Annotated in this window: 20 protein-coding genes and 1 riboswitch; of the genes, 11 read left to right on the top strand and 9 right to left on the bottom strand. The window is 73.6% G+C overall.

Annotated elements, in window-relative coordinates; all coding sequences use genetic code 11:
* The first annotated feature begins 25 nt into the window (after positions 1 to 25).
* Both ACGFI2_RS15120 and ACGFI2_RS15125 read left to right on the top strand, forming a co-directional pair.
* Positions 26 to 946, top strand: coding sequence for a GNAT family N-acetyltransferase (locus ACGFI2_RS15120; RefSeq protein ID WP_393516415.1), 921 nt, complete (start codon positions 26 to 28; stop codon positions 944 to 946).
* 61 nt (positions 947 to 1,007) lie between these two features.
* Positions 1,008 to 1,214, top strand: a complete 207-nt coding sequence (locus ACGFI2_RS15125; RefSeq protein WP_393516418.1) for a hypothetical protein — start codon at positions 1,008 to 1,010, stop codon at positions 1,212 to 1,214.
* Positions 1,215 to 1,284: 70 nt separating this feature from the next.
* Here the strand turns inward: ACGFI2_RS15125 and groL are convergent, their stop codons facing one another.
* From groL to ACGFI2_RS15140, 3 genes are all read right to left on the bottom strand, one after another.
* The gene (gene groL, locus ACGFI2_RS15130; protein WP_393516420.1) at positions 1,285 to 2,907 is read right to left on the bottom strand and encodes a chaperonin GroEL; all 1,623 of its coding nucleotides are present in this window, start codon (positions 2,905 to 2,907) and stop codon (positions 1,285 to 1,287) included.
* Between the two features lie 275 nt (positions 2,908 to 3,182).
* Positions 3,183 to 4,424, bottom strand: coding sequence for a hypothetical protein (locus ACGFI2_RS15135; protein ID WP_393516423.1), 1,242 nt, complete (start codon positions 4,422 to 4,424; stop codon positions 3,183 to 3,185).
* A gap of 110 nt (positions 4,425 to 4,534) precedes the next feature.
* Positions 4,535 to 4,738 carry a cold-shock protein gene (locus ACGFI2_RS15140; RefSeq protein WP_393516426.1) on the bottom strand — a complete coding sequence of 68 codons (204 nt, stop codon included), beginning with the start codon at positions 4,736 to 4,738 and terminating at the stop codon, positions 4,535 to 4,537.
* Between the two features lie 224 nt (positions 4,739 to 4,962).
* Between ACGFI2_RS15140 and ACGFI2_RS15145 the strand changes: the two genes are divergently transcribed.
* Complete coding sequence (locus ACGFI2_RS15145; RefSeq protein ID WP_393516429.1) at positions 4,963 to 5,478, top strand: GNAT family N-acetyltransferase; 516 nt, start codon at positions 4,963 to 4,965, stop codon at positions 5,476 to 5,478.
* A gap of 63 nt (positions 5,479 to 5,541) precedes the next feature.
* Here the strand turns inward: ACGFI2_RS15145 and paaN are convergent, their stop codons facing one another.
* On the bottom strand, positions 5,542 to 7,215 hold the full coding sequence (gene paaN, locus ACGFI2_RS15150; RefSeq protein ID WP_393516432.1) for a phenylacetic acid degradation protein PaaN: 1,674 nt from the start codon (positions 7,213 to 7,215) through the stop codon (positions 5,542 to 5,544).
* 433 nt (positions 7,216 to 7,648) lie between these two features.
* A complete protein-coding gene (thrC, locus tag ACGFI2_RS15155; RefSeq protein WP_393516435.1) occupies positions 7,649 to 8,938 on the bottom strand; it encodes a threonine synthase in 1,290 nt (429 codons plus the stop codon).
* A 10-nt stretch (positions 8,939 to 8,948) separates the two neighbouring features.
* A riboswitch (SAM riboswitch) is annotated at positions 8,949 to 9,082 on the bottom strand.
* A gap of 124 nt (positions 9,083 to 9,206) precedes the next feature.
* On the opposite strand from thrC, the gene ACGFI2_RS15160 reads away from it, so the two are divergent.
* Entirely contained in the window at positions 9,207 to 9,833 is a 627-nt protein-coding gene (locus tag ACGFI2_RS15160) for a DUF4232 domain-containing protein (RefSeq protein WP_393516438.1), read from the top strand.
* Between the two features lie 132 nt (positions 9,834 to 9,965).
* Here the strand turns inward: ACGFI2_RS15160 and ACGFI2_RS15165 are convergent, their stop codons facing one another.
* Positions 9,966 to 10,205 carry a winged helix-turn-helix domain-containing protein gene (locus ACGFI2_RS15165; protein ID WP_393516441.1) on the bottom strand — a complete coding sequence of 80 codons (240 nt, stop codon included), beginning with the start codon at positions 10,203 to 10,205 and terminating at the stop codon, positions 9,966 to 9,968.
* Positions 10,206 to 10,410: 205 nt separating this feature from the next.
* Here ACGFI2_RS15165 and ACGFI2_RS15170 point away from each other — a divergent pair, with 205 nt between their 5' ends.
* Entirely contained in the window at positions 10,411 to 10,953 is a 543-nt protein-coding gene (locus ACGFI2_RS15170; protein WP_393516444.1) for a hypothetical protein, read from the top strand.
* Complete coding sequence (locus ACGFI2_RS15175; protein ID WP_393516447.1) at positions 10,950 to 11,216, top strand: hypothetical protein; 267 nt, start codon at positions 10,950 to 10,952, stop codon at positions 11,214 to 11,216. The genes ACGFI2_RS15170 and ACGFI2_RS15175 overlap by 4 nt, the downstream gene beginning before the upstream one ends.
* A 38-nt stretch (positions 11,217 to 11,254) precedes the next feature.
* On the opposite strand, the gene ACGFI2_RS15180 is transcribed toward ACGFI2_RS15175, so the two are convergent.
* The 3 genes from ACGFI2_RS15180 to ACGFI2_RS15190 all read right to left on the bottom strand — a co-directional run bounded on the left by ACGFI2_RS15180 (position 11,255) and on the right by ACGFI2_RS15190 (position 15,657).
* The gene (locus ACGFI2_RS15180) at positions 11,255 to 11,704 is read right to left on the bottom strand and encodes a DoxX family protein (protein WP_393516450.1); all 450 of its coding nucleotides are present in this window, start codon (positions 11,702 to 11,704) and stop codon (positions 11,255 to 11,257) included.
* A gap of 180 nt (positions 11,705 to 11,884) precedes the next feature.
* On the bottom strand, positions 11,885 to 12,787 hold the full coding sequence (locus tag ACGFI2_RS15185; RefSeq protein ID WP_393516453.1) for an ABC transporter permease: 903 nt from the start codon (positions 12,785 to 12,787) through the stop codon (positions 11,885 to 11,887).
* The gene (locus ACGFI2_RS15190; protein ID WP_393516456.1) at positions 12,787 to 15,657 is read right to left on the bottom strand and encodes an alpha/beta fold hydrolase; all 2,871 of its coding nucleotides are present in this window, start codon (positions 15,655 to 15,657) and stop codon (positions 12,787 to 12,789) included. The genes ACGFI2_RS15185 and ACGFI2_RS15190 overlap by 1 nt, the downstream gene beginning before the upstream one ends.
* A gap of 373 nt (positions 15,658 to 16,030) precedes the next feature.
* Here ACGFI2_RS15190 and ACGFI2_RS15195 point away from each other — a divergent pair, with 373 nt between their 5' ends.
* Genes ACGFI2_RS15195 through ACGFI2_RS15215 form a run of 5 tightly spaced genes read left to right on the top strand, consistent with a single transcriptional unit; the run spans position 16,031 to position 21,826 of the window.
* Positions 16,031 to 17,182, top strand: a complete 1,152-nt coding sequence (locus ACGFI2_RS15195) for a hypothetical protein (RefSeq protein WP_393516459.1) — start codon at positions 16,031 to 16,033, stop codon at positions 17,180 to 17,182.
* Complete coding sequence (locus ACGFI2_RS15200) at positions 17,169 to 20,177, top strand: nitrate- and nitrite sensing domain-containing protein (protein WP_393516462.1); 3,009 nt, start codon at positions 17,169 to 17,171, stop codon at positions 20,175 to 20,177. Before ACGFI2_RS15195 ends, ACGFI2_RS15200 begins: the two co-directional genes overlap by 14 nt.
* Positions 20,174 to 20,635: a roadblock/LC7 domain-containing protein gene (locus ACGFI2_RS15205; RefSeq protein WP_393516465.1), complete on the top strand. Its 462-nt coding sequence runs from the start codon at positions 20,174 to 20,176 to the stop codon at positions 20,633 to 20,635. Before ACGFI2_RS15200 ends, ACGFI2_RS15205 begins: the two co-directional genes overlap by 4 nt.
* Positions 20,632 to 21,087 (top strand): DUF742 domain-containing protein, encoded by a 456-nt coding sequence (locus ACGFI2_RS15210; protein ID WP_393516468.1) that lies wholly within the window; start codon positions 20,632 to 20,634, stop codon positions 21,085 to 21,087. The genes ACGFI2_RS15205 and ACGFI2_RS15210 overlap by 4 nt, the downstream gene beginning before the upstream one ends.
* A complete protein-coding gene (locus ACGFI2_RS15215; RefSeq protein ID WP_393516471.1) occupies positions 21,065 to 21,826 on the top strand; it encodes an ATP/GTP-binding protein in 762 nt (253 codons plus the stop codon). The genes ACGFI2_RS15210 and ACGFI2_RS15215 overlap by 23 nt, the downstream gene beginning before the upstream one ends.
* Positions 21,827 to 21,852: the final 26 nt, after the last annotated feature.

Genomic DNA, 21,852 nt, shown 5'->3' on the forward strand with positions numbered 1-21,852 from the left:
GCCGGATGGCCTAGCGTCGGCGTCCATGGAGATCATCGAGCTGGGCCCGGACCGCCTGCCCGAGGTCGTCGGGCTCTGCCGGCGGGCGCTGGACCTGCCGGAGGACGCGGCCGAGGCGCCGGCCGTGGTGGCCACGCTGGCCGACCGGGCGGCGGCCGACCGGACGGTGCTGCGGCTCGGCGCGGTCCGCGACGGCGCGCTGCTCGGGGTCCTGGTCGGGTCGCTGTCGGCGACCGATCCACGGCTCGGTCACGTCGACCTGGTCGCGGTGGCGCCGGCGGAGCGCCGCCGGGGGGTCGGCGCGGCGCTGCTGACCGAGGCGGAGACGCGGCTGGCCGCGCTCGGCGCGTCCGAGCTGCTGCTCGCCGGCAACCCGCCGCACTACGCCTGGCCGGGCATCGACGTCCGCTACACCCCGGCGGTCTGTGCCGCGCTGCGGCTCGGCTACCGGCAGGACCGGACGGCCTGGAACATGACCGCGGCGCTGACCGAGGGGTCGCCGGCGCTGCGCCCGACCGAGGCCGCCGAGCAGCGGCTGGCCGCCCACGGCGTGACGGTACGTCGGGCCGAACCGGCGGACCTGCCGGCGCTGACCGCGTTCGCCCGGTCGGTGTTCGGCGGCACCTGGGACGGTGAGCTGGCCGGCTCGGTGGGCCGCCCGGACGCGGGCACCCACCTGGCCGAGCGGGACGGCGAGATCCTCGGCTTCGCCGCGTACGGGTCGGCGCGGCCGAGTTGGTTCGGGCCGATGGGCACCGCGCCGGCGGCCGAGGGCTCCGGGATCGGCGGGGTGCTGCTGCGCCGCTGCCTTCGCGACCAGGCGGCGGCGGGGATCGTCGCGGCGCAGATCGGCTGGGTGGGGCCGGTGCCGTTCTACTCCGGCGTGGCCGGCGCTCGGATCGAGCGCGTCTTCTTCCTCTACCGGAAAGCCATCAAAGGCGCATAACGCCGTTCGCCCTCCACGCTGATCGAGCGACACCTACGGTCGAGCACAGAGGAGGCGGCGCATGCCCACGGATGACGAACGGGCCCACGACCCGGCCCCGGCCGGTGAGCTGGCGGCCGATCGGCTCGACCTCGGCGACGCCGAGCAGGTCGTCGCCGACCAGCCACCCGAGGAGGAGCCACGGCAACCGGTGGACGAGCCGAGGCGGCTCGTGCCGCCGTACGACCGGGCGCACAAGCGACGCAACCAACGCCCGCTGCCCACCTGAGGCGACACGCGGAAGGGGGCGGACCGCTGACGCGGCCCGCCCCCTTCCGGCGTACTGGGTGGAGCTGGACTCAGAAGTCCATCTCCCCGCCACCCGGGCCAGCCGGGGCGGCCGGGGTCTTCTCCGGCTTGTCCGCCACGACGACCTCGGTGGTGAGGAACAGCGCGGCGATCGAGGCGGCGTTCTGCAGCGCGGAACGCGTCACCTTGGCCGGGTCGATGATGCCGGCGGCCAGCAGGTCCACGTACTCGCCGGTCGCGGCGTTGAGGCCGTGACCCGGGTCGAGGTTGCGAACCCGCTCGACGACGACGCCACCCTCGAGGCCGGCGTTGACGGCGATCTGCCGCAGCGGGGCGTCCAGCGCGATCTTGACGATCTGCGCGCCGGTCGCCTCGTCGCCGGCCAGGTCCAGCTTGTCGAAGGCGGTCTTGCCGGCCTGCACCAGCGCGACGCCACCACCCGGGACGATGCCCTCCTCGACGGCGGCCTTCGCGTTGCGGACGGCGTCCTCGATGCGGTGCTTGCGCTCCTTCAGCTCGACCTCGGTGGCCGCGCCGACCTTGATCACCGCAACACCGCCGGCCAGCTTGGCCAGGCGCTCCTGCAGCTTCTCCCGGTCGTAGTCGGAGTCGCTCTTGTCGATCTCGGCCCGGATCTGGTTGACCCGGCCCTGGATCTGGTCGGCGTCGCCGGCACCGTCGACGATGGTGGTCTCGTCCTTGGTCACCACGACCTTGCGGGCGCGGCCCAGCATGTCGAGGTTGACGGCGTCCAGCTTGAGGCCGACCTCCTCGCTGATGACCTGGCCACCGGCGAGGATGGCGATGTCGGTCAGCATGGCCTTGCGGCGGTCACCGAAGCCCGGCGCCTTGACGGCGACCGACTTGAAGGTGCCACGGACCTTGTTGACCACCAGGGTGGCCAGGGCCTCGCCCTCCAGGTCCTCGGCGATGATCAGCAGCGGCTTGCCCGACTGCATGACCTTCTCCAGGATCGGGAGCAGGTCCTTCACCGACGAGATCTTGCTGTTGACGATCAGGATGTAGGGGTCGTCGAAGACGGCCTCCATACGCTCCGGGTCGGTCATGAAGTAGGCGGAGATGTAGCCCTTGTCGAAGCGCATGCCCTCGGTGAGCTCGAGCTCGAGGCCGAAGGTGTTGCTCTCCTCGACGGTGATGACGCCTTCCTTGCCCACCTTGTCCATCGCCTCGGCGATGATCTCACCGACGGTGGTGTCACCGGCGGAGATGGAGGCGGTGGAGGCGATCTGCTCCTTGGTCTCCACGTCCTTGGCGAGCTTGAGCAGCTCCTCCGAGACGTTGGCGACGGCGGCCTCGATGCCCCGCTTCAGGGCCATCGGGTTGGCGCCGGCGGCCACGTTGCGCAGACCCTCGCGAACCAGGGCCTGGGCCAGGACGGTCGCCGTCGTCGTGCCGTCACCGGCGACGTCGTCGGTCTTCTTCGCGACCTCCTTGACCAGCTCGGCGCCGATCTTCTCGTACGGGTCCTCGAGCTCGATCTCCTTGGCGATGCTCACACCATCGTTGGTGATGGTGGGGGCACCCCACTTCTTCTCGAGCACGACGTTGCGGCCCCTCGGGCCGAGCGTCACCTTCACGGCGTCAGCGAGCTGGTTCATGCCCCGCTCGAGGCCGCGGCGCGCCTCTTCGTCGAACGCGATCATCTTGGCCATACGGCGTTGTCCTCCTGGACACTCACGGGCCACCCGGGATGCCCGGATGGGCCGTCTGGTGTACGCACCTTGGGGACGTCGCCACCTGGCGACGACGACGTCCTCCTCGGTCGGGCCGGACAGCCCGCGACGACCGGCCCCGTTCCGCGCCGACGTCCCTCCGGACGCCGTTGCGGCCGTGGCCCTACCGCCCCGACCATTGGCACTCACCGTACGCGAGTGCCAATGACTTGTTTAGCACTCTCCCTAGCCGAGTGCAAGCACGACAGCGCCGCTCAGCCGAGTTCCGCTGCCAGTCGGGCCGCGTTCACCGGGCCTTCGTGGGCCCGCTGTTCGGCGTACGCGACGACCAGCCCGACGAGCTGCGCGAGGTAGGCCGGCGCGGCCAGCACGGCACCGATCACCGCCAGCGTCACCGCGCCCGCCGCGGTGCCCGGCGCCGCCGTCGGATCGGCGCCGAACGCCACGCCGCTCACCGCACTCACCAGGAGATCCAGCAGGCTCGCCGCGAGCAGCGCGCACATGACCAGCGTCACCCGGCCCAGCACCATGCCGAAGCGCTTGTGGAACATCCGCCAGGCCCGCCCGATCGGATCCTGCCGCTCGAACAGGTAGACCGGCCCGAACAGCGCGACCGCGAACCCGGCGTAGACGCCGGGCAACAGGCAGAAGCAGGCGCCGACCGTGATCAGCAGCGAGACGACGATCGTCCAGCCCCAGACACCGAGCGCGCGGCGCAGCCCGTACCGGAGCGCGGCGCCGACACCCGCCGGCTCGCCGGCCGCCTGCCGGGCCACCACCCAGGTCCCCGCACCCCAGCCGACGGCCTGGAGCGGACCGAAGACCAGGGCGGCGAGCAGCACCACGCCGTAGAACACGAAGAACTGCTCCAGGTAGCCGTCCGGCAGCACCGGCGCGCCGTCCGAGCCGGTCACCATCCGGTCGGTGGGGGCCAGGAAGAGCGAGAGGACGGAGATCACCGCCGCCGGGACGCCCTGGGTGAGCAGCATGATCGGCAGGAGTTGCCGCCAGCCCCGCCGAACCGCGTCCACGCACCGCGCGAACCAGCCGCCGACGCCCGCGTGCGGCGGGGTGACCAGCGGATCGTTCGGGTCGAGGCCCGGATACCAGCCGTGCGGACCGCCGGGCACCGGCTGCGCGGGATAGGTCGCGCCGGGCATCGGATAACCGGGGTACGCCGGGCCTGCGGCGGGCCAGCCCCAGCCGGTGGGCGGCGGGGCGTCCGGCGCGGTCCAGCCGGGCGGCGCACCGGGCGGCGCGGTCCAGCCGGGCGGCGCGCCGTACCCTTGCTGGGGCGGAATGCCCGGTTCGGAGCCGGACGGGCCGGCGGTGGGTGGGTCGGCCCACGGGTCGGCGGCCGGCTGACCGGGGGCGGGCGTCGGCGGTCCGGACGGGCCTGCCTGTTCCGGCACCGGCCCGGCGGCCGGCGACGCGGGCCGGGTCGGGTCGGTCGGGGGCACCGGTTCGGTGGAACCCGACGGGGGCAGCTCGGACATGGGCCCTCCTCAGCGGCAACGGCTGGAACGGCTCATGATCTTCCACGGTGCGGGGCCGTGACGCAGCACCGGTCAGGGTGGTTCGGCCGCGCGCGGCGGCCGCCGAACGATCAGGCGATGAGGCGGACGTGCTCGGCCTGCGGACCCTTCTGGCCCTGGGCGATCTCGAACTCGACCCGCTGGCCGTCGTCCAGCGCCTTGTAGCCGTCCATCTCGATCGCGGAGAAGTGGACGAAGACGTCCTGCCCGCCGTCGACGGCGATGAAGCCGTAGCCCTTCTCGGCGTTGAACCATTTCACGGTGCCCTGTGCCACGGTGCACTTCCTCACTCTGCACGGCGTTCCAAGACCCGGGAACCGGCGGACCGGCACCGGCGGCGCACCGGTTTCGGCCATCGGCGACGGCCGCTGAATACGGTGACCGAAATCGCACGCTACACGAGGCGTGACGACCGTGCACGACCACAAATCGGGCATAATCCGGGCCGCTACGGCCCCGCCGCAGCGCGAGTCCGGACCGGTCCGGTATGCATGCGGACATGACCAGCGCGCCCACCCCGACCACGGTCCGCCGGATCCGCCCCGAGGACGCCGCCCGGATGCGGGCGCTCCGGCTGGAGATGCTGGCCGACGCCCCGCTGGCCTTCCTGGAGACCGTCGCCGAGGCCGCCGCCCGGCCGCACGCGGACTTCGCGGCCCGGGTGGCGACGGTCTCCCGGGGCGACCACACCGCCCAGTTCGTCGCCGACCCGGGCGGTCGCCTGGTCGGCCACGCCGGGGGCACGGCCGCACCCGACGAACCGGGGCTGACGCTCGTCTACGCGGTCTACGTGACGCCGGCCCGGCGGGGCAGCGGGTTGCTCGCCGCGCTGGTGGACGAGGTGGCGGCCTGGTCCCGCGCCTGCGGGCGGCCGGAGCTGATGATGGAGGTGGTGGTCGGCAACGACCGCGCCTGCCGGGCCTACCGGAAGCTGGGCTTCACCGACACCGGCGTACGCGTCCGGCACCCGCGGATCGCCGCCCTGCGCGAGCTCCAGATGCGCCGCCCGGCCTGACCCCCTGCGTGGTTGAGAAGGGGCCCCTTCTCGGCCGGATGCGTCAAGAAGGGGCCCCGCCTTTCACGCGGGCCGGCGGCTCTGGACGATGCGGAAGCGGTTCGCGACGTAGGCGCCGTCGGTCAGCGCGGAGTTCGCCGCCGGGTTCGCGCCCGAGCCGTGGAAGTCGGAGAACGCCGCCGACTGGTTGACGAACACGCCGCCGGTCAGGTTGCAGGACAGGTGCACCCCGGCGTCGACCGCCGCCGCCTCGGCCGCGTCCAGCACCGCCTCGTCGGTGGAGTAGACGGCGGCGGTCAGCGCGCCCTTCTCCCCCACCGTCTCGCGCAGCACCCGCAGGCTGTGCTCGGTCGAGTCGGTCGCGATGGCGAACGAGATCGGCCCGAACCACTCCCGGGCGTAGGTCGCGGTGTCGCCGGCGTCCAGCTTGACCACGGTCGGCGTACGCACCACGGCGCGCGGGAAGGACGGGTGCTCGACGGTCCGGGACTCCAGCACCGGCTCACCGACCTTGGTCACCTCGTCCAGCCGCTCCAGCACCCCGTCGTTGACGATCGCGCCGGTCAGCTCGACGCCCCGGGCCGGATCGGCGGTCAGCTTGGCGACCGCGCCGGCGATCCCGGCGGCCACCTCGTCGAAGCTCTTGTGCCCCTGGTCGGTGGCGATGCCGTCGCGGGGGATCAGCAGGTTCTGCGAGGTGGTGCACATCTGGCCGCTGTAGAGCGTGAGCGTGAAACCCAGGTTGCGGCAGAGCCCGGCGAAGTCGTCGGTGGAGTCGATCACCACCGTGTTCAGGCCGGCCTTCTCGGTGTAGACGGCGGCCTGCCTGGCGTTCGACTCCAGCCAGTCGCCGTACTCGGTGGAACCGGTGAAGTCGACGATCTTCACGGCCGGGTGCAGGGCCAGCGTCGAGGCGAGCTTCTCGCCGGCCGCCTCGGGGGCGAGCTGCACCAGGTTCGGGTCGAAGCCGGCCTCGGCGAGCACCTGGCGGGCGTACTTCACGGTGATCGCCAGCGGCAGCACGGCGCGCGGGTGCGGCTTCACCACCACCGGGTTGCCGGTGACCAGCGAGGCGAACAACCCGGGGTACGAGTTCCAGGTGGGGAACGTGTTGCAGCCGATGACCAGGGCCACCCCGCGCGGCACCACGTGGAACGTCTTGGTCATCCGCAGCGGGTCGCCCTTGCCGGCGGCCTTCTCCCAGCCGGCCGTCCCCGGATGACGGGTCATCTCCGAATACGCGTAGGCGACCGCCTCCAGGGCCCGGTCCAGCGCGTGCGCGCCGCCGGCCTGGAACGCCATCACGAACGCCTGGCCGCTGGTGAACTGCACCGCGTTGGCCAGCTCGAAGATGTTCTTGTGGAGACGGTCGAGGATCTCCAGGCAGACCCCCGCCCGGGCCTTCGGGCCGGCGTCGCGCCAGGCCGGCAGCCCGGCCGTGGCGGCGGCCACCAGCTGGTCGGCGCCTGCGTGCGGGTAGCGCACGTCGAGCGGCACGCCGAACGGGCTGGCCTCGGTGGCGACGGTGCTGCCGTCACCGGCCTGGTCGAGCGGGAAGTCTCCGCCCAGGTACGCCTCGAAGGCGGCCTTGCCGTCGGCGGCGGCGGTCTCGCCGTACACCCGAGGGCTGGGCGACTCGGGATAGGCGGACCAGTACCCGCGCTCCGTGATCGCGGTCAGCGCCCGGTCGAGGGTCTCGGCGTGCCTGTCGTGCAGGGGGTGCGGGGTCTCCGTCATGCCGCCATCATGCAACAGGAAGGCACCAGATCAGTAGGGGCGTGTCACAAACTGGCTGGCCCGGGAACGGCGACAGGGCCAGCGGTTTTCCGCTGGCCCTGCGCGAGGTTGGTCGGGAGGGACGTCCGCACAACGCCTCCGGCGTTGGGTCGCAAAACTTTGAAAAGTCTCCGGCGGATGCCCTCCCGCACCGAGCATCTTGCGCCGTCCGGTTCCTGCCGTCAAGTCCTTGCCGGTGGTTTTCTGCCACTCCCCGCAGTTCCCCCGTCACCCCCTGGTCGCCCCCGATCCCCCACCCGGGCGAGCCCGCCCCACCCACCCTCTCGTTGATCTTGCACTTTCGGCCCCGAGGCGAGGGCGATTCACCCCTTTCGCCGGGGCGGAAAGTGCAAGATCGCGGAGGAGGGGTGGGAGTGGGGAGGGTGGGGCGCAGTCAGGAGAGGAGGCCGGCGTCTCGGGCGGCGCGGAGGTTGGGCTTGATGCGGTGGGTGGGGCCGGCGGTGGCGGCCACCGCGTCGAGCGTCTTCAGGCCCTCGCCGGTGTTGAAGATCACCGTCTCGGCCGTGGGGTCGAGCCTTCCGGACCGCACCAGCTTGCGCAGCACCGCCACCGTCACACCGCCCGCGGTCTCGGCGAACACGCCGGTGGTCCGGGCCAGCAGCCGGATGCCGTCGCGGATCTCGTCGTCGTCGGCGTACTCCATCCAGCCGCCGGTGCGGCGGACCGCCTCCAGCGCGTAGACGCCGGCGGCCGGGTCGCCGATGTTCAGCGACTTGGCGATGCCGGTCGGCTTGACCGGGACGATGGTGTCGCGGCCGTCGTGCAGCGCGGTGGCGATCGGGTTGCAGCCGGCGGACTGGGCGCCGAACACCTTCCAGCCGCCGGCCGGCGCCTCGACCAGCCCGATCTCGACCAGCTCGGTGAACGCCTTGTCGATCTTGGTGAGCAGCTCGCCGCTGGCCATCGGGATGACCACCTGGGCCGGGATGCGCCAGCCCAGTTGCTCGGCCACCTCGTAGCCGAGCGTCTTGGAGCCCTCGGCGTAGAACGGCCGGACGTTGACGTTGACGAACGCGGTGTCCTCGAACTCGTCGGTCTCCACCAGCTCGCCGCAGAGCCGGTTCACGTCGTCGTAGGAGCCGTCGATGGCGACCAGATCGCCGCCGTAGACCGCGGTGGTGACGACCTTGCCCTGCTCCAGGTCGCTGGGGATGAAGACCACCGACGGCACGCCGGCACGGGCGGCGTGCGCGGCGACCGAGTTGGCCAGGTTGCCGGTGGACGCGCAGGCGTAGCGGGTGAAACCGAGCGCCCGGGCGGCGGTCAGGGCCACCGACACCACCCGGTCCTTGAACGAGTGGGTGGGGTTGGCGCTGTCGTCCTTGACCCAGAGCGGACCGGTGAGACCCAGCTCGGCGGCGAGGTTTCCGGCGGCGACGAGCGGGGTCAGCCCCGGATCGAGGGTGACCCGGGTGGCCGGGTCCTGGCCGGCCGGCAGCAGGGCGGCGTAGCGCCAGATGCTGTTCGGGCCGGCCTCGATCTGCTCCCGGGTGACGGTGGCCAACGCGGCGGTGTCGTAGTCGACCTCCAGCGGGCCGAAACACTCGTAGCAGGCGTGCTGGGCGGCCAGCGGGTAGCGCGCGGAACAGGCGCGACAGACCAGGGCACGGGCCGGGCTGCGGGAGGTGTCGATGCCGGACACGGCGGGAAGCGTCGACGTCATGCCGAGGGTCCTCTCATCTTTCCCCGCATCGCCGGGTGCGGCGGGGACGGAATTGGCACCTGCCCGCAGGTCGCTCGTCGTCGAGCGTGCGGGTGGTTGCCGGGGCGTCGTCGGGCCGTATCCCTCAGCCCCTCTGGATGAGGTATGCAGTTGTGCCGTCGAGTCTATGCGCCGCTCACGACGTTGCCACCCGGGGTTCCCACGCAGTGGGCCGGCTCGGCGGCCGACCAGGGCGACCGGCTCGCCCACCGGGTGGCATGATCACCCCATGCGCAGCGCGGCGGTCGGGACCGTTCTTCTCACGGCACTGACGCTGCTGGCGGCGTGCACCGAGCCACCGCACGTCGAACCGATGCCCGCCCCGCCGACCGCCCCCACCACCTCACCCACCCCGGCCTGCACCCCGGAGGGCATCCGGATCACCGAGACCGGGGTGAGCGCCGCGATGGGGCTGCGGGCCATGGGCCTGGGCCTGGTCAACTGCGGCAACCAGCCGTACGAGTTGCGCGGCTATCCGGCGGTCCGGCTCCGGGATGCCGACGGGGACCCGATCACGGTCCGGATCGTCCCGGGCGCCAAGGAGATCACCTCCGGCTTCGACGCGGCGCCGACCCGGCTCGTGCTGCGCCCCGGCGAACGGGCCGGCGCCGCGCTGCTCTGGCGCAACACCGTCACCGACGCGACCGTGGTGGCGACCGAGGGCCGACAGCTCGACGTCGCGCCGGTGACCGGCCGACCGGCGCAACCGGTCGAGCTGGACGGGCCGATCGACCTCGGCAACACCGGCCGGCTCGGGGTGAGCGCCTGGAAGCGCAGCGACCCCGACCCCACCACGGAACCGACCGCTCCGACTGCCCCACCGTCCACTGCCACCACCCCGATCAACCCACTCTGAGCGCGGCACCTGCACCGCCGACAGCAATCCGAGAGATCCTGGAAGGAAAGCGCCCCTCCAGGGGCCATTTCCTTCCAAGATTTCGGGCGGCGACGCCGATCCTCCCCTGGAGGCCCGCTGCAGGCGGTCCAGCTATCTGTCGGCGTCGGGGACGAACACACCGAGACCCTGGTGGCCGTACAACTCGCCGGTCTCAATCAGGATCGTGATGGCCTGCCGCACGGTCGACTGACTGCCCACCTCGTAGATGTCCGCCAACTCCTTTGTGGACGGCAGCTTGTGGCCGGGCGGCCACTCGCCGTCGGCGATGCGCCTCCGGATGTCGGCGATGATCCTTCGGTAGTGCGGCTCAAACCGGCGCGGTGTGGACATGCGGGCACTCCCAGCTAGGCATGCCCATCTGATCACGAAGCCGGGAGGAACCTCAAGCGCATCGTTGACTTTACCAGCATTATCGGTAAAGCTTCCCGCAGGACCGCCCGGCTAGGCACTGGTCGATCCCCCCGGCCGGGGCAGCGCACATCCCCAGTGGACCCGCGCGCTGCTCCGGCCATCCACCAGGCGAAGGAGACGTGATGTGACGGATGCGGAGACGAGTTCAGAGGTGCCGGTCGCCAGCGCGATCTGGGCGGTCGAGCAGGTCACCGCCGAGCTACGGGAGACGCACCTCGGGGTGGCCGCCGCCACCGTGCTGCTGGCACGCGTCGGCGCGGGCTGCGCCCATCCGGCGATCAGGCTGGCCCGGCGCAGCGGCGAGGACGCCCTCGACCTGGCCGGCGACGCCGAATTCCAGGTCAGTGACGGGGTACGCCGACTGCGCGTCGCGGCCGGTCACCGGGACACCGCGACCATCGGCGGGCTGGTCGAGGCACTGGACGGCGTGCGGAACCGGTTGGGCACGGCCGCTGATCGGATCGGCCGGCTCCCGGCCCGGATCACCGCTGCCGGGCAGCAGCTCTCCGACGCCGACCGGGGCGCGGAACCAGTCGCCGGGACGACCGTCCGGCAGTGGCAGGACGGCGCCGAACGCCTCGCCCTGATGGCGGAGAGCCTGACGTCGGCCGTCGCGGCGTTGTCGTCGTACACCGAGGGGTTGGCCGACGGGGGTCGACCACGGTGACCGAACCGCACTGGATCATCCACCTGCCCACCACCCTGACCAGCGTCGACGAGGCCGCCGCCCTGGCCATGGCGCTGCGCCGCTCACTCGGGCACGTGCTGGCCGTCGACTTCGGCGAGACGACGCTGTCGGAGGAGGACCGGCAGTTCGTGCGTACCCGGGTCTGGTGCGACGCCCGCCTCCCCGGGGCGGGCCGCTGCCACCTGCCGGCCGACCATCCCGGCAACTGCCGCACCGGATCTTGGTACGGGACGACCCCTTGAGGGGCGCGCCCGTACCAAGATCTCGGCGAGCGAGGGGTTCAGGCGGGGACGGACGCCCGAGGGGCGGACGAGGTCTCGGCGGCGGCGGGACCGCGGCGGGACAGCAGGGCGTCGAGCGCCCAGGTGCCGGGGCCGAGCACCGCGACCAGCAGGAACGACCAGCAGAACATCGCGGCCGCCTCGCCGCCGTTGCTGATGGGCAGCAGGCCGTGCGGCTGGTGCACCACGAAGTAGGCGTACGCCATCGAGCCGGAGGCGAGCAGCGCGGCCGGCCGGGTGACCAGGCCGACGAGGACCAGCGCGCCGCAGACCAGTTGGATCAGCGCAGCCCACCAGCCGGGCCAGGTGCCGACCGGGACCGCCTTGCCGGTGACCGGGTTGCCGCCGAGTATGCCGAAGATCGACGCTGCGCCGTGGAGCAGGAAGAGCAGGCCGACGACGATGCGGAACAGGGAGAGCACGGGGCCTTTCAACTGCGCCGGAACCATGGGAAACCTCCTGGGACGACTGTCGGACGACGTCCAGGATGGTGGGCATAGGAATCGAAAGTAATCGATTCCTTGCAGGCGGGACAATCACATGGGAACGCTCCCATGATATGGGCAGAAGGCGTTAAGCGGGGCCCCTTCCTCCACCGGATGCGTTAATAGGGGGCCCCGCCTTTCACCTCAGCTCGTGATGTCCTTGCGGGTGAAGCGCCAGAACGCCAGGCTCCAGAACAGCGTGGCGTAGACGACCGCCGAGATCGCCCCCTTGACCACGTCGTCGGTCTGCATCGGCGACGACAGCAGGCCCAGCCAGGCGCTGCTGTAGTGGGTCGGCAGCAGGTTGCGCAGCCCGCCCAGCGCGGTGATCTGGTCGAGGATGCTGGACAGGATCCACAGCAGCACCGCCCCGCCGACCGCGCCGAGCGCGGCGTCCGTGGTCACCGACAGCAGGAACGCCAGCCCGGCCACCACCAGCAGCACCACCGCCAGGTACCCGAGCACCCCGAGCAGCCGGAGCAACCCCTCGGCCGGCGCCAGTTCGGCGGAGACCTGGCTGCTCAACGGCTCCCAGCCGTAGCGCAGCGTGCCGGCCACCAGCGCGGTGCCGGCCAGCAACAGCAACGCCAACCCGGAGTACGCGAGCGCGACCACCAGCTTCACCGCCAGCAGCCGGGCCCGGGGCACCGGCACGGCCAGCAGGTAGCGCAGGCTCCCCCAGCTCGCCTCGCTGGCCACCGTGTCACCGCAGAACAGCGCCACCACCACGACCAGCAGGAACGACGCCGACACCAGGATCGAGAACAGGGTGAAGTTGAGCCCGCCCGAGGTGGCCAGGTCGGCCAGGCTGGCGAACTCGCCCCGCCCGCCACCGTCGTCGTCCCCGGAGTCGAACTGGAACGCCACCAGGATGATCAGCGGCAGCAGCACCATGAACCCCAGCGCCAACTGGGTACGCCGGCGCGACGCCTGCCGCCGGAACTCCGCGCCGAACGGCATCGTGGCCGAGGGCCGGTAGCCGGCCGCCGCCCCGCCCCCGGGAGCCGCGCCGGACGCGCCCGCCGACGCCACCGCAGAATCCGCCATCACCGGTCACCGCTTCCCCGAGAGTTCTCGCCGACCAGGGCGAGGAACGCGTCCTCCAGGCGGCGCCGGGGCACCACCCGGTCCACCCCGATCCCGGCCCGGACCAGTTCGGCCACCACCTCGCTGCGGGCGGTGCCGTTGGTGTCGACCACAAGCGCGCCGTCGTCGTCGGGCAGCACCCGTACGCCGTCCAGCCGGTCGAGCACCGACCGCGCGGCGTCCGGGTCGCTCACGTCGAACAACACGCTCGGCGACTCGCCGACGATCTCCTCGACCGGGCCGGACGCCACGATCCGCCCCTTGTTCACCACCACCGCGTGCGTGCAGGTCTGCTCCACCTCGGCCAGCAGGTGGCTGGAGACCAGCACCGCCCGGCCGTCCGTGGCGTAGCGCTGGAGCACCCGGCGCATCTCGGCGATCTGCGGCGGGTCGAGCCCGTCCGTCGGCTCGTCGAGCACCAGCAGCTCGGGCAGGCCGAGCATGGCCTGGGCGATGGCGAGCCGCTGCCGCATGCCGTGGCTGTACTTCTTCGTCCGCCGGTGCACCGAGTCGCCGAGGCCGGCGATCTGCAGCGCCTCGTCGAAGTGCGCGTCCGCCCACGGCCGCCCGGTGGCCCGCCAGTAGGCCCGGAGGTTGTCCAGCCCGGACAGGTGCGGCAGGAAGCCCGGCCCCTCGACAAGCGCGCCGATCCGGGAGAGCACCGGCGAGCCCGGCACCAGCCGGTGCCCGAACACGTAGATCTCACCGGCGGTCGGCTGGGTCAGCCCCATCAGCACCCGCAGCGTGGTGGTCTTGCCGGCGCCGTTCGGCCCGAGCAGGCCCACCACCTGACCGGGGTGCACCTCGAAGTCGACGTCGGAGACGGCGACGAAGCCGTCCGCGTACTCCTTGCGCAGGTTGCGTACGGCGAGCGGGACGCCCGCGTACTCCGGGTGCACGGAGCGGTCCTGGCGGCGGTGCCGGCGGCGGGTGAGCAGCACGACCACGACGAGCCCGACCGCGATCGCGGCGAGCAGCCCGGCCAGCACCCAGCGCCAGACCGCGGCCGAGGTGGGGATCGGCGCGGCGTCCACGGTGGGCAGCACGAGCGGCCCGTCGCCGAGCGCCACGGTGTGCACCGCCGGTTCGGCCGGCGAGGCGTACGCCTGGTCGGACGTCGCCACCACGAGCCGCAGCCGGTGCCCGGCCTCGACCCGCCGGACGATCGCCGGCAGCGTCACCGTCACCGGCGTGGCGGCGGCCAGCGTCGTCGGCAGGCCGGTCAGTCGCACCGGCGCGACCAGGCCGTCCGGCAGCGTCGACGCGCCCTGCGGGTCGACGTCGTAGAGCTTGACGAAGAGCACCGCCTCGCCGGTCTCCGAGGCCGCCCGGATCCGCACGGTCGGCGCGCCCACCACGTCGACCGGGTCGTCCAGCGGCGCCGACTCGAAGCGGGCGTGCTGGCCGGGGATGTCACCGGCCACGCCGTCCAGCAGCGAGCCGAGCGCCCCGGCGAACGGGATCGCGGAGATCGCCGCCGGGTTGCCGTTCGGCGGTACGGCGACCGGCTGGGCCGGGCCGGTCAGCGCGACCTCGCGGCGCTCCTGCCCGGTCACGCCCGGGTAGTCGTCGGTGCGGTAGCCGGTGGCCACCAGGCCACGGTCGAGCGCGTCGAAACCGGCGATCCGGGAGAACGTGAACGTGTCGCCGGGCGCCGGGCCGTCACCCTTGACGTAGTGGTCGAGCCACTGCGCGGTCAGGAACTTCACCCGGTCGGAGTCGGAGGTCGGTCCGGCGCCGCCGTCGTGGCCGCCGGTGAACCAGGCGACCCGGACCGGGGTGCCGGCGGCGGCGATGCCGCGCGCGTTGGCGTCCGCCTCGGTGAGCGGGAAGAGCGTGTCCGCCTCGCCCTGCACCAGCAGGGTGGGCGCCTTGATCCGGTCGAGCACGCCGGCCGGCGAGGAGCGGCGCAGCAGTTCGACCGCGGCGTCGTCGGCCCGCCCGGTGGTGGCGATCCGCAGGTACGCGGCGCAGACGTCGTCGGCGAACCGGCCGCAGGACGGGTCGGCGGTGGCTCCGGGCGCCCGGCCGGAGCCGCTGCCCGGGCCGGCGCCCGGCTGCGGACTGGCCGGCCCGGCCGAGGCGGGTGCGCCCTCGGGCGCGGCGGCGGTGGCGCCGGACAGGCCGGCCGGGCCGGAGCCGGCGTTGCCGCCGCCGCCGAAGAAGATGCCGGCCCAGCCCTTCTTGAACACGCCCTCGGTGGGCGCCTTGCCGGTGCTCTCCGGCAGGAACGCCCGGGACAGGTCGTTCCAGGTGATCATCGGGACGATCGCGTCGACCCGCCGGTCCTGCGCGGCCAGCAGCAGGGCCAGGCCGCCGCCGTAGGAGCCGCCGACCACGCCGACCCGCGGGTCGCCGGCCGCGTCGAGGCGGACCTCGGGGCGGGCGGCGAGCCAGTTCAGCAGGCGCTGCGCGTCGCGCACCTCGTAGTCGGGGCTGTCCAGGTGGATCTGGCCGCCGCTGCGGCCGAAGCCGCGGGCGGTCCAGGTGAGCACCGCGTAGCCCCGGGCGACCAGGTCCTCCGCGTCGGAGCGCACCGACTCCTTGGTGCCGCCGAAACCGTGCGCCAGCAGCACCGCCGGCACCCGGTCGGTCTCGGAGGCGTCGCCGGGCAGGTAGAGCGTGGTGTCCAGGTCGACCGGCTCGTCCCCGGCCGGCCCGGACCGGACGCTCACCAGCGCCGACTCGGTCCGGAAGTCCGGGCCCTGCGGCCGGACCGCCCAGACCAGCGCGGCGGCGACCAGGGCGACCACCACCACGGCGGCGACGGTCCGGCGCGGGTGGCCGGACAGGGCGCGCCGGACCCGCGCGACGGACAGCGGTGATCTCATGCGGCACACGCTACGGCCCGCCGGCTGAGCATTCCCTGAGATCCGCCGTACGTCCGTCCGGTTACACCGTTCGGCGCGCACGTTCCGTCGTCCGCAGAAGGTCCAGAGCATCCCAGCGGGACGTATTCGGATCACGTGAATTTACATCTACACTCACAAATCATCATCGATGCCGCGTCTCGCCAGCCTAATCGGACGCTGAGTGTCCCATTTGTTGACGATCGGTGAGCCAGGACGAACTGACGTGAAGCCGACTCCACGACCACGGCTCCAGCCCCGCCCGGTTCGACTACTTTTCCGGTCCGGTGCACGGGACTGCGTACGGCGACCTTCCGCGCACCGACCGCCCCGCCGTCGCCGGAGGAGACAGACCATGACAGTTCCCGCGCCGCGGGTCCGTCGGCGGCCCTCCGTACCGGGCCGCGCCCTGCCCCTGCTGCTGGCGCTGGCGCTGGTCGCCCCGCTCGGCCTGCTCTTCGCGCTGGCCGAGGGGAACACCTCGGACGACCACGACCTGGCCACCCGGGAGCGGCTCGGCGTCCGCTACCTGCGCGCCCTCGGGCCGGTCACCGACGCGCTGGTGGAGGCCCAGTCCACCGCCGTCGCCGGGGCACCGGTCTCCCGCACCGCGCTCAACGCCGCGATCGAGCAGGTGGCCGGCGTGGACGACGCCGTCGGCGACGAACTGCGCAGCCACGAGCGCTGGGCCGGGCTGCGGGCGAAGCTGGAAGGGTTGCCGGACCGGGGCCTGGCCGACCCGGAGGCCGCCTACCGGGCGTACGGCGAGGCCAACGACCTGCTGCTCGCCCTCTACCGGAAAGTACGGGAAAGCTCCGGCCTGATCCGTGACCCGCAGTCGGACTCGTTCTACCTGCAGGACGGCATCGGCGGGGACCTGCCCACCGCGACGGTGCTGGCCGGCCGGCTCGCCGACCTGGTCCGGCTGGCCTCCGCCCGGCCCGCCGCCGAGCGCGCGAAGACCGGCATCGAGTTGGCCGAGCTGCGGGTGGCGGCGTTCGGCCCGGCCAACGACCTGGTCGCCGACCTGCGGGCGGCGGTGGACAGCTCGGAGAGCACCGACCTGGGCGCCAACGTGCTCACCCCGCTGGACACCTACCAGCGGTCCCTCGAAGCGTTCACCGCCGCGGGCGGCGGTCGGGCCGCGCCGCGCCCCGACCAGCTCACCGCCGCCGGGATCACCGCCCAGACCGCCGCCAAGCAGCTCCGCACCGTCATCCTCGACCAGCTCGACACGCTGCTCGAGAAGCGGCTGGACGCACTCGACCGGGACCGGCTGCTCGCCCGGCTCGCGGCCGGCGTGGCGGTCGCGCTGCTCATCGGGCTGGCCGTGACGCTGTTCCGGCGCCCGACCGGCCAGGCGCGTCCGGCGCCGGCCGAGGCCGCGCTGCCCCCGGCGGTCCACCCGGACCCACCGGCCACCGCCCGGGACGCCGACCGCCTACCCGTCGGGGTGGGCACGGGTGCCGAGGCCGAGCGGTGGAGGCCGTTCGATGCTGCTCGCTAGGCTGCGGATCCGGGGCAAACTCGCCCTGCTGGTCATCATCCCGCTGCTCAGCATGGTCGGGCTTGCCGTGCCGGTGGTCATCGACCGGGTGGCCGCCGCGCAGCGGGCCGCCGACACCGCCGAGACCGTCCGCGTCGCCAGCCGGCTCGGCAGCCTGATCCAGGACCTCCAGCAGGAACGCCTGCTCTCGATCGGGCTGCTGCTCGGGCAGGTCACCCGCACCGAGCTGATCCAGAAGTCCGCCACCGTCGACGACCGGGCCGCCGACCTGCGCGCCGAATCGCTGCCGACGCCGGTCCGCGAGTCCCTCGAAGGGGTACGCCGGCTGGCCGACGTCCGCACCTCGACGCTCGCCGGCCGGGCCACGCCGGAACAGATCCTGAACACCTTCGCCAAGGTCGACCTGGCGCTCATCGACGCGCTGCGGCTGCCGTTCCGGGTGGACACCGACACCTCGGCCGGGCGCCAGGTGCTCGCGCTGGACGCGCTGCTGCGCACCGACGAGGCGCTGAGTTCGTGCGCCACCCAGATCGTGCTGGTCCGCGCGACCGGCGATCCGGGGGTGTCCGCCTCGTACATCGCCTGCATGGCGGCGCTCAACGTGGACAACGCGCGGTTCCGCAAGCTGATCACGCCGGCACAGTTGAGGCTGGCGCTGCTGGACGACGCGGCGGTGGCGGCCCGGACCAGCCAGACCTTCCTCCGGGACAGCGTCCGCGACCCGGTCGGCGCGATCGCCCCGCTGCCGCTGGACAAGCTCTTCCCCTCGGTCCGCTCGATGATCACGCTGGGCCAGTTCGTGGAGAAGAAGGTCGTCGCGGACGTCATCGCGGAGACCCGGACCGACGAACGGGACGCGCTCACCGCGGCCTGGCTGGTCGCCGGCGCGGCGGCGGTCATCCTGCTCCTGGTCGTACTGCTCAGCATGACGGTGGCCCGAACCGTGTCCCGCCCGCTGAGCCGGCTCACCCGCTCCGCCGAGCGGGTCGCCCGGGTCACCGAGGCGGAGCTGACCCGGGTGGCCGACGACGAGACCGAGTCGGTGCCGCCGGTCCGCCTCGACCCGGTGGACGTCGGCGCCCGGGACGAGATCGGCGACCTGGCCCGGGCCTTCGACCGGGTGCAGCACACCGCCGCCCGGCTGGTCGAGCGGCAGGTGGCCGGCCGGCGCAACGTGGCACAGATGTTCGGTCACGTCGGCCGGCGTACGCAGAACCTGGTCGGCCGCCAGATCGCGCTGATCGACCGGCTGGAGCGGCAGGAGGCCGACCCGGGCCGGCTGGAGCACCTCTACCGGCTGGACCACATCTCCAGCCGGCTGCGCCGCAACGCCGGCAGCCTGGTGGTGCTCTCCGGCGCCACCGGCTCGGACGGCCACGTGGCGCCGATCCCGCTGGCCGACGTGGTCCGGCTCGCGCTCGGCGAGATCGAGGACTACACCCGGGTCGACGTGCAGGTCCCGCCCGGCGTCTCGGCCGCGCCCGCGATCGCCGGTGACCTGGTGCTGGCGTTGGCCGAGCTGATGGAGAACGCGACCGCCTTCTCGCCGCCGCACACCCGCGTGGTGGTGGCCGGCGAGCTGACCGAGGGCGGTGCCCGGCTGAGCGTGGTGGACCACGGCATCGGCCTCACCGCGGAGCGGCTCGCCGAGGAGAATTCCCGGCTCACCCGGCGGGAGCGGCTCGACCTCGCTCCGACCGAGGTGCTGGGGCTCTTCGTGGTGGGCCGGCTGGCCCGCCGGCACGGCTGGAGCGTACGGCTCTCGGCGACGCTCGGCGGCGGCGTCACCGCCGGCGTGGAGATCCCGGGCGGCTCGCTGGTGATCCGCCGGCCGGAGCCGGTGGGGGCGACCGCGGCGCGGGCCACCGTGCCGGCGGTCGAGCGGCGGCCGGAACCGGCGCCGGCGGAGCACGCGATCGTCGCCCCGCCGGCTTCCGCCGAGCCGGCCGGTTTCGACGCCGAGCTGCTGAGCCGGGCGACCCGCAGCATCACCAGCGGTGACCCGTGGAACGCCTTCGGCAGCCAGGCCGGCAAGTCGGAGCCGGGCGACCCGCAGGATCTCGCGCCGGCCGCCGACGAACCGCCGGCCGCCGACCTCCGCTTCCCCACCGGCGGCCCGCCGCCCGCCTGGCCGCCCGCGACCGGGTCACCCACCACGCCGCCCGCCGGCCCGTCGGCACGTCCCGCGAGCACCACTCCGCCGACACCGGTCGTGGGGGCCGCCCCCCCCCCCCCCCCCCCGGGCGCCCCGCCCCCCCCCCCCCCCCCCCCCCCCCCCCCCCCCCCCCCCCCCGGCCCCGCCCTCGCCCCACCGCCCGCCGGCTCGGCCCATCCGGCGCCACCGGCCGCTCCGGCCCGCCCGACACCCGCCGGACCGGCCCACTCGGCGCCACCCACCGGACCGGCCCACTCGGCGCCACCCACCGGACCGGCCCGCCCGGCGTCACCGGCCGGACCCGCACACTCGGCACGCCCCGCCGCTCCGCCCCGCCCGGCGCCGCCCGCCGGCTACCCGCCGGCCGGGCCACCTCCCGGCCCGTCCGACCGGCCGGCCGCCGGACCGTCCTCCCCCGGCCCCGTCGGCGCGCCGGCCGGGCCGGCCGGGACCCGGCCGATCCGCAAGCGGGTGCCCGGGGCGAACCTGCCGTCCGGGCCGCCGGCCGCGCCGGCCGGGCCGGTGATCGGGCCGCTGATCGGCGTCCCCGACGACCCGGCCGCGGTCCGCGCCCTGGTGGAGGCGTTCCAGGACGGGGTACGCCGGGCCGAGGACGACGTCACGCCGCCCGAGCCGGCACCGGAGCTACCCCGGCTCAGCCGGCGGGTGCCCGGGGCGAACCTGTCCGTCTCCCCGGTGCCGCCCGCACCCCCCACCAGCTCCGACCCCGGTGATCCCGTCGAGGTCCGCAACCTCATCACCGAGTTCGAGGCGGGCGTCGCCCGCGCGCTGCGCGAAGTCAGTCCCGACCGCCGCTACGAAGAGGATCCATCACGGTGACCAGCCCGTTCCTGCACGACAACGTCGAGAGCACCAACGGCGACCTCAGCCCCGAGGCGCGCACCTTCAACTGGCTGCTCGACTCGTTCACCTCGAGCACGGCCGGGGTGATGGAGGCGATCGCGGTCTCCTCGGACGGGCTGCTGATGGCCATGTCCGCGATCAAGGACCGGTCCAACGCGGAACGACTCGCCGCCGTCGTCTCCGGCATGACCAGCCTCGCCGGTGGCGCCGCGAGCTGGTACGCGCTGGGCGCGCTCAACCGGGTGATCGTGGACATGGCCGAGGGCTACCTGCTGATCAGCTCGATCAGCAGCGGCTCGGTCCTCGGCGTGGTCGCCGACCGCTCGGCCAACCTGGGCACCGTGGCGTACGAGATGACGCTCTTCGCCGGCCGCGCCGGCGGCGCCCTGAGCCCCCGCCTGATCGCCGAGCTGAAGAACGCCGTCCAGCAATGATCCCGGGGGCCGCCGGTGGGGACCCGGAGCCGGAACCCGGCGTCCGGATCCGCCCCTTCCTGCGTGCGTCCGCCCCGGCCCCGGCTCCGGCGGCGGACGACGGCTACGGAGAGCCGCCCGGCCCACGCCCGTTCGTGATCACCGGCGGACGGGTGGACGGCGACCCGTCGATCGGCCTGGAGACCCAGGTGACCGCCCGCCCGGGCAGCGGTGCGTGGGCGGTGACCGCCCGGCTGTCTCCGGAGCTGGCCACGATCGTCGCGATCTGCGCCGAGCCGGTGTCGGTCGCCGAGATCTCCGCCCGGACCCGGATGCAGTTCGGGGTGACCCGGGTGCTGGTCGGCGACCTGCGCGCCGCCGGCCACCTCGACGTGCACGTCGCGGACGTCGACGACGCCCTCGATCCCGATCTCATCCTGCGAGTGATTGATGGACTTCGTGCGATCTCCTGAATGGCGGGCGGCCGGCCAGGGCGGGCCGGCCGCGAACAGCGCCCCCGCCCGCTACGGCAACCCGGTCCCGCTGATCGGCCGGGCCACGCCGCCCCCGTCGGCCGGGCCACCGTTGCCGTACCGGCCGGCGAGTGGGCCCGGCGAACCCACCCCGATCGTCAGCCGGGTGCCCGCGCCCCGGCCGCCGATCCCGGTGAAGATCCTGATCGCCGGTGGTTTCGGTGTCGGCAAGACCACCACGGTGGGCGCGATCTCCGAGATCGCCCCGCTGACCACCGAGGCGGAGATGACCACCGCCGGGATCGGCGTCGACGACCCGGGCGGGGTGGCCGGGAAGACCACCACCACGGTGGCCATGGATTTCGGCTGCGTCACCATCGACCGCAGCCTGAAGCTCTACCTCTTCGGCACGCCCGGCCAGGCCCGGTTCGGCTTCATGTGGGACGACCTGGCCCGGGGCGCGCTCGGCGCGCTGGTGGTGGTGGACAGCGCCCGGCTCGACGACTGCTACCCGGCGATCGACTTCTTCGAGCGGGCCGGGCTGCCGTTCGCCGTGGGCGTGAACGCCTTCGACGGGCGGCTGGCCCTGGACCTGCCGTCGATCCGCTGGGCGCTGGCGATCGCCGAGCACGTGCCGCTGGTGCAGTTCGACGCCCGGGACCGGCTCTCCGTACGGGACGCCCTGCTGGTCGTCCTCGACCGGGCGCTGGACCGGGCGACCCGGGCCCGGGAACGCTGAACCGCCCGCCGGTTCGGTCCGTGATC

This window comes from Micromonospora sp. NPDC049282, from assembly GCF_043197045.1.
In the GTDB taxonomy this organism is placed as follows: Bacteria; Actinomycetota; Actinomycetes; order Mycobacteriales; family Micromonosporaceae; genus Micromonospora.

Excerpts from the sequence above, each read along its gene's own strand:
- thrC (WP_393516435.1), bottom strand. The coding sequence starts at position 8,938 with ATGACGTCGACGCTTCCCGCCGTGTCCGGCATCGACACCTCCCGCAGC.
- ACGFI2_RS15195 (WP_393516459.1), top strand. The coding sequence starts at position 16,031 with ATGACAGTTCCCGCGCCGCGGGTCCGTCGGCGGCCCTCCGTACCGGGC.
- ACGFI2_RS15165 (WP_393516441.1), bottom strand. The coding sequence starts at position 10,205 with ATGTCCACACCGCGCCGGTTTGAGCCGCACTACCGAAGGATCATCGCC.
- ACGFI2_RS15180 (WP_393516450.1), bottom strand. The coding sequence starts at position 11,704 with ATGGTTCCGGCGCAGTTGAAAGGCCCCGTGCTCTCCCTGTTCCGCATC.
- paaN (WP_393516432.1), bottom strand. The coding sequence starts at position 7,215 with ATGACGGAGACCCCGCACCCCCTGCACGACAGGCACGCCGAGACCCTC.
- ACGFI2_RS15215 (WP_393516471.1), top strand. The coding sequence starts at position 21,065 with ATGGACTTCGTGCGATCTCCTGAATGGCGGGCGGCCGGCCAGGGCGGG.
- ACGFI2_RS15135 (WP_393516423.1), bottom strand. The coding sequence starts at position 4,424 with ATGTCCGAGCTGCCCCCGTCGGGTTCCACCGAACCGGTGCCCCCGACC.
- ACGFI2_RS15145 (WP_393516429.1), top strand. The coding sequence starts at position 4,963 with ATGACCAGCGCGCCCACCCCGACCACGGTCCGCCGGATCCGCCCCGAG.
- ACGFI2_RS15125 (WP_393516418.1), top strand. The coding sequence starts at position 1,008 with ATGCCCACGGATGACGAACGGGCCCACGACCCGGCCCCGGCCGGTGAG.
- ACGFI2_RS15160 (WP_393516438.1), top strand. The coding sequence starts at position 9,207 with ATGCGCAGCGCGGCGGTCGGGACCGTTCTTCTCACGGCACTGACGCTG.
- groL (WP_393516420.1), bottom strand. The coding sequence starts at position 2,907 with ATGGCCAAGATGATCGCGTTCGACGAAGAGGCGCGCCGCGGCCTCGAG.
- ACGFI2_RS15120 (WP_393516415.1), top strand. The coding sequence starts at position 26 with ATGGAGATCATCGAGCTGGGCCCGGACCGCCTGCCCGAGGTCGTCGGG.
- ACGFI2_RS15185 (WP_393516453.1), bottom strand. The coding sequence starts at position 12,787 with ATGGCGGATTCTGCGGTGGCGTCGGCGGGCGCGTCCGGCGCGGCTCCC.
- ACGFI2_RS15210 (WP_393516468.1), top strand. The coding sequence starts at position 20,632 with ATGATCCCGGGGGCCGCCGGTGGGGACCCGGAGCCGGAACCCGGCGTC.
- ACGFI2_RS15190 (WP_393516456.1), bottom strand. The coding sequence starts at position 15,657 with ATGAGATCACCGCTGTCCGTCGCGCGGGTCCGGCGCGCCCTGTCCGGC.
- ACGFI2_RS15200 (WP_393516462.1), top strand. The coding sequence starts at position 17,169 with ATGCTGCTCGCTAGGCTGCGGATCCGGGGCAAACTCGCCCTGCTGGTC.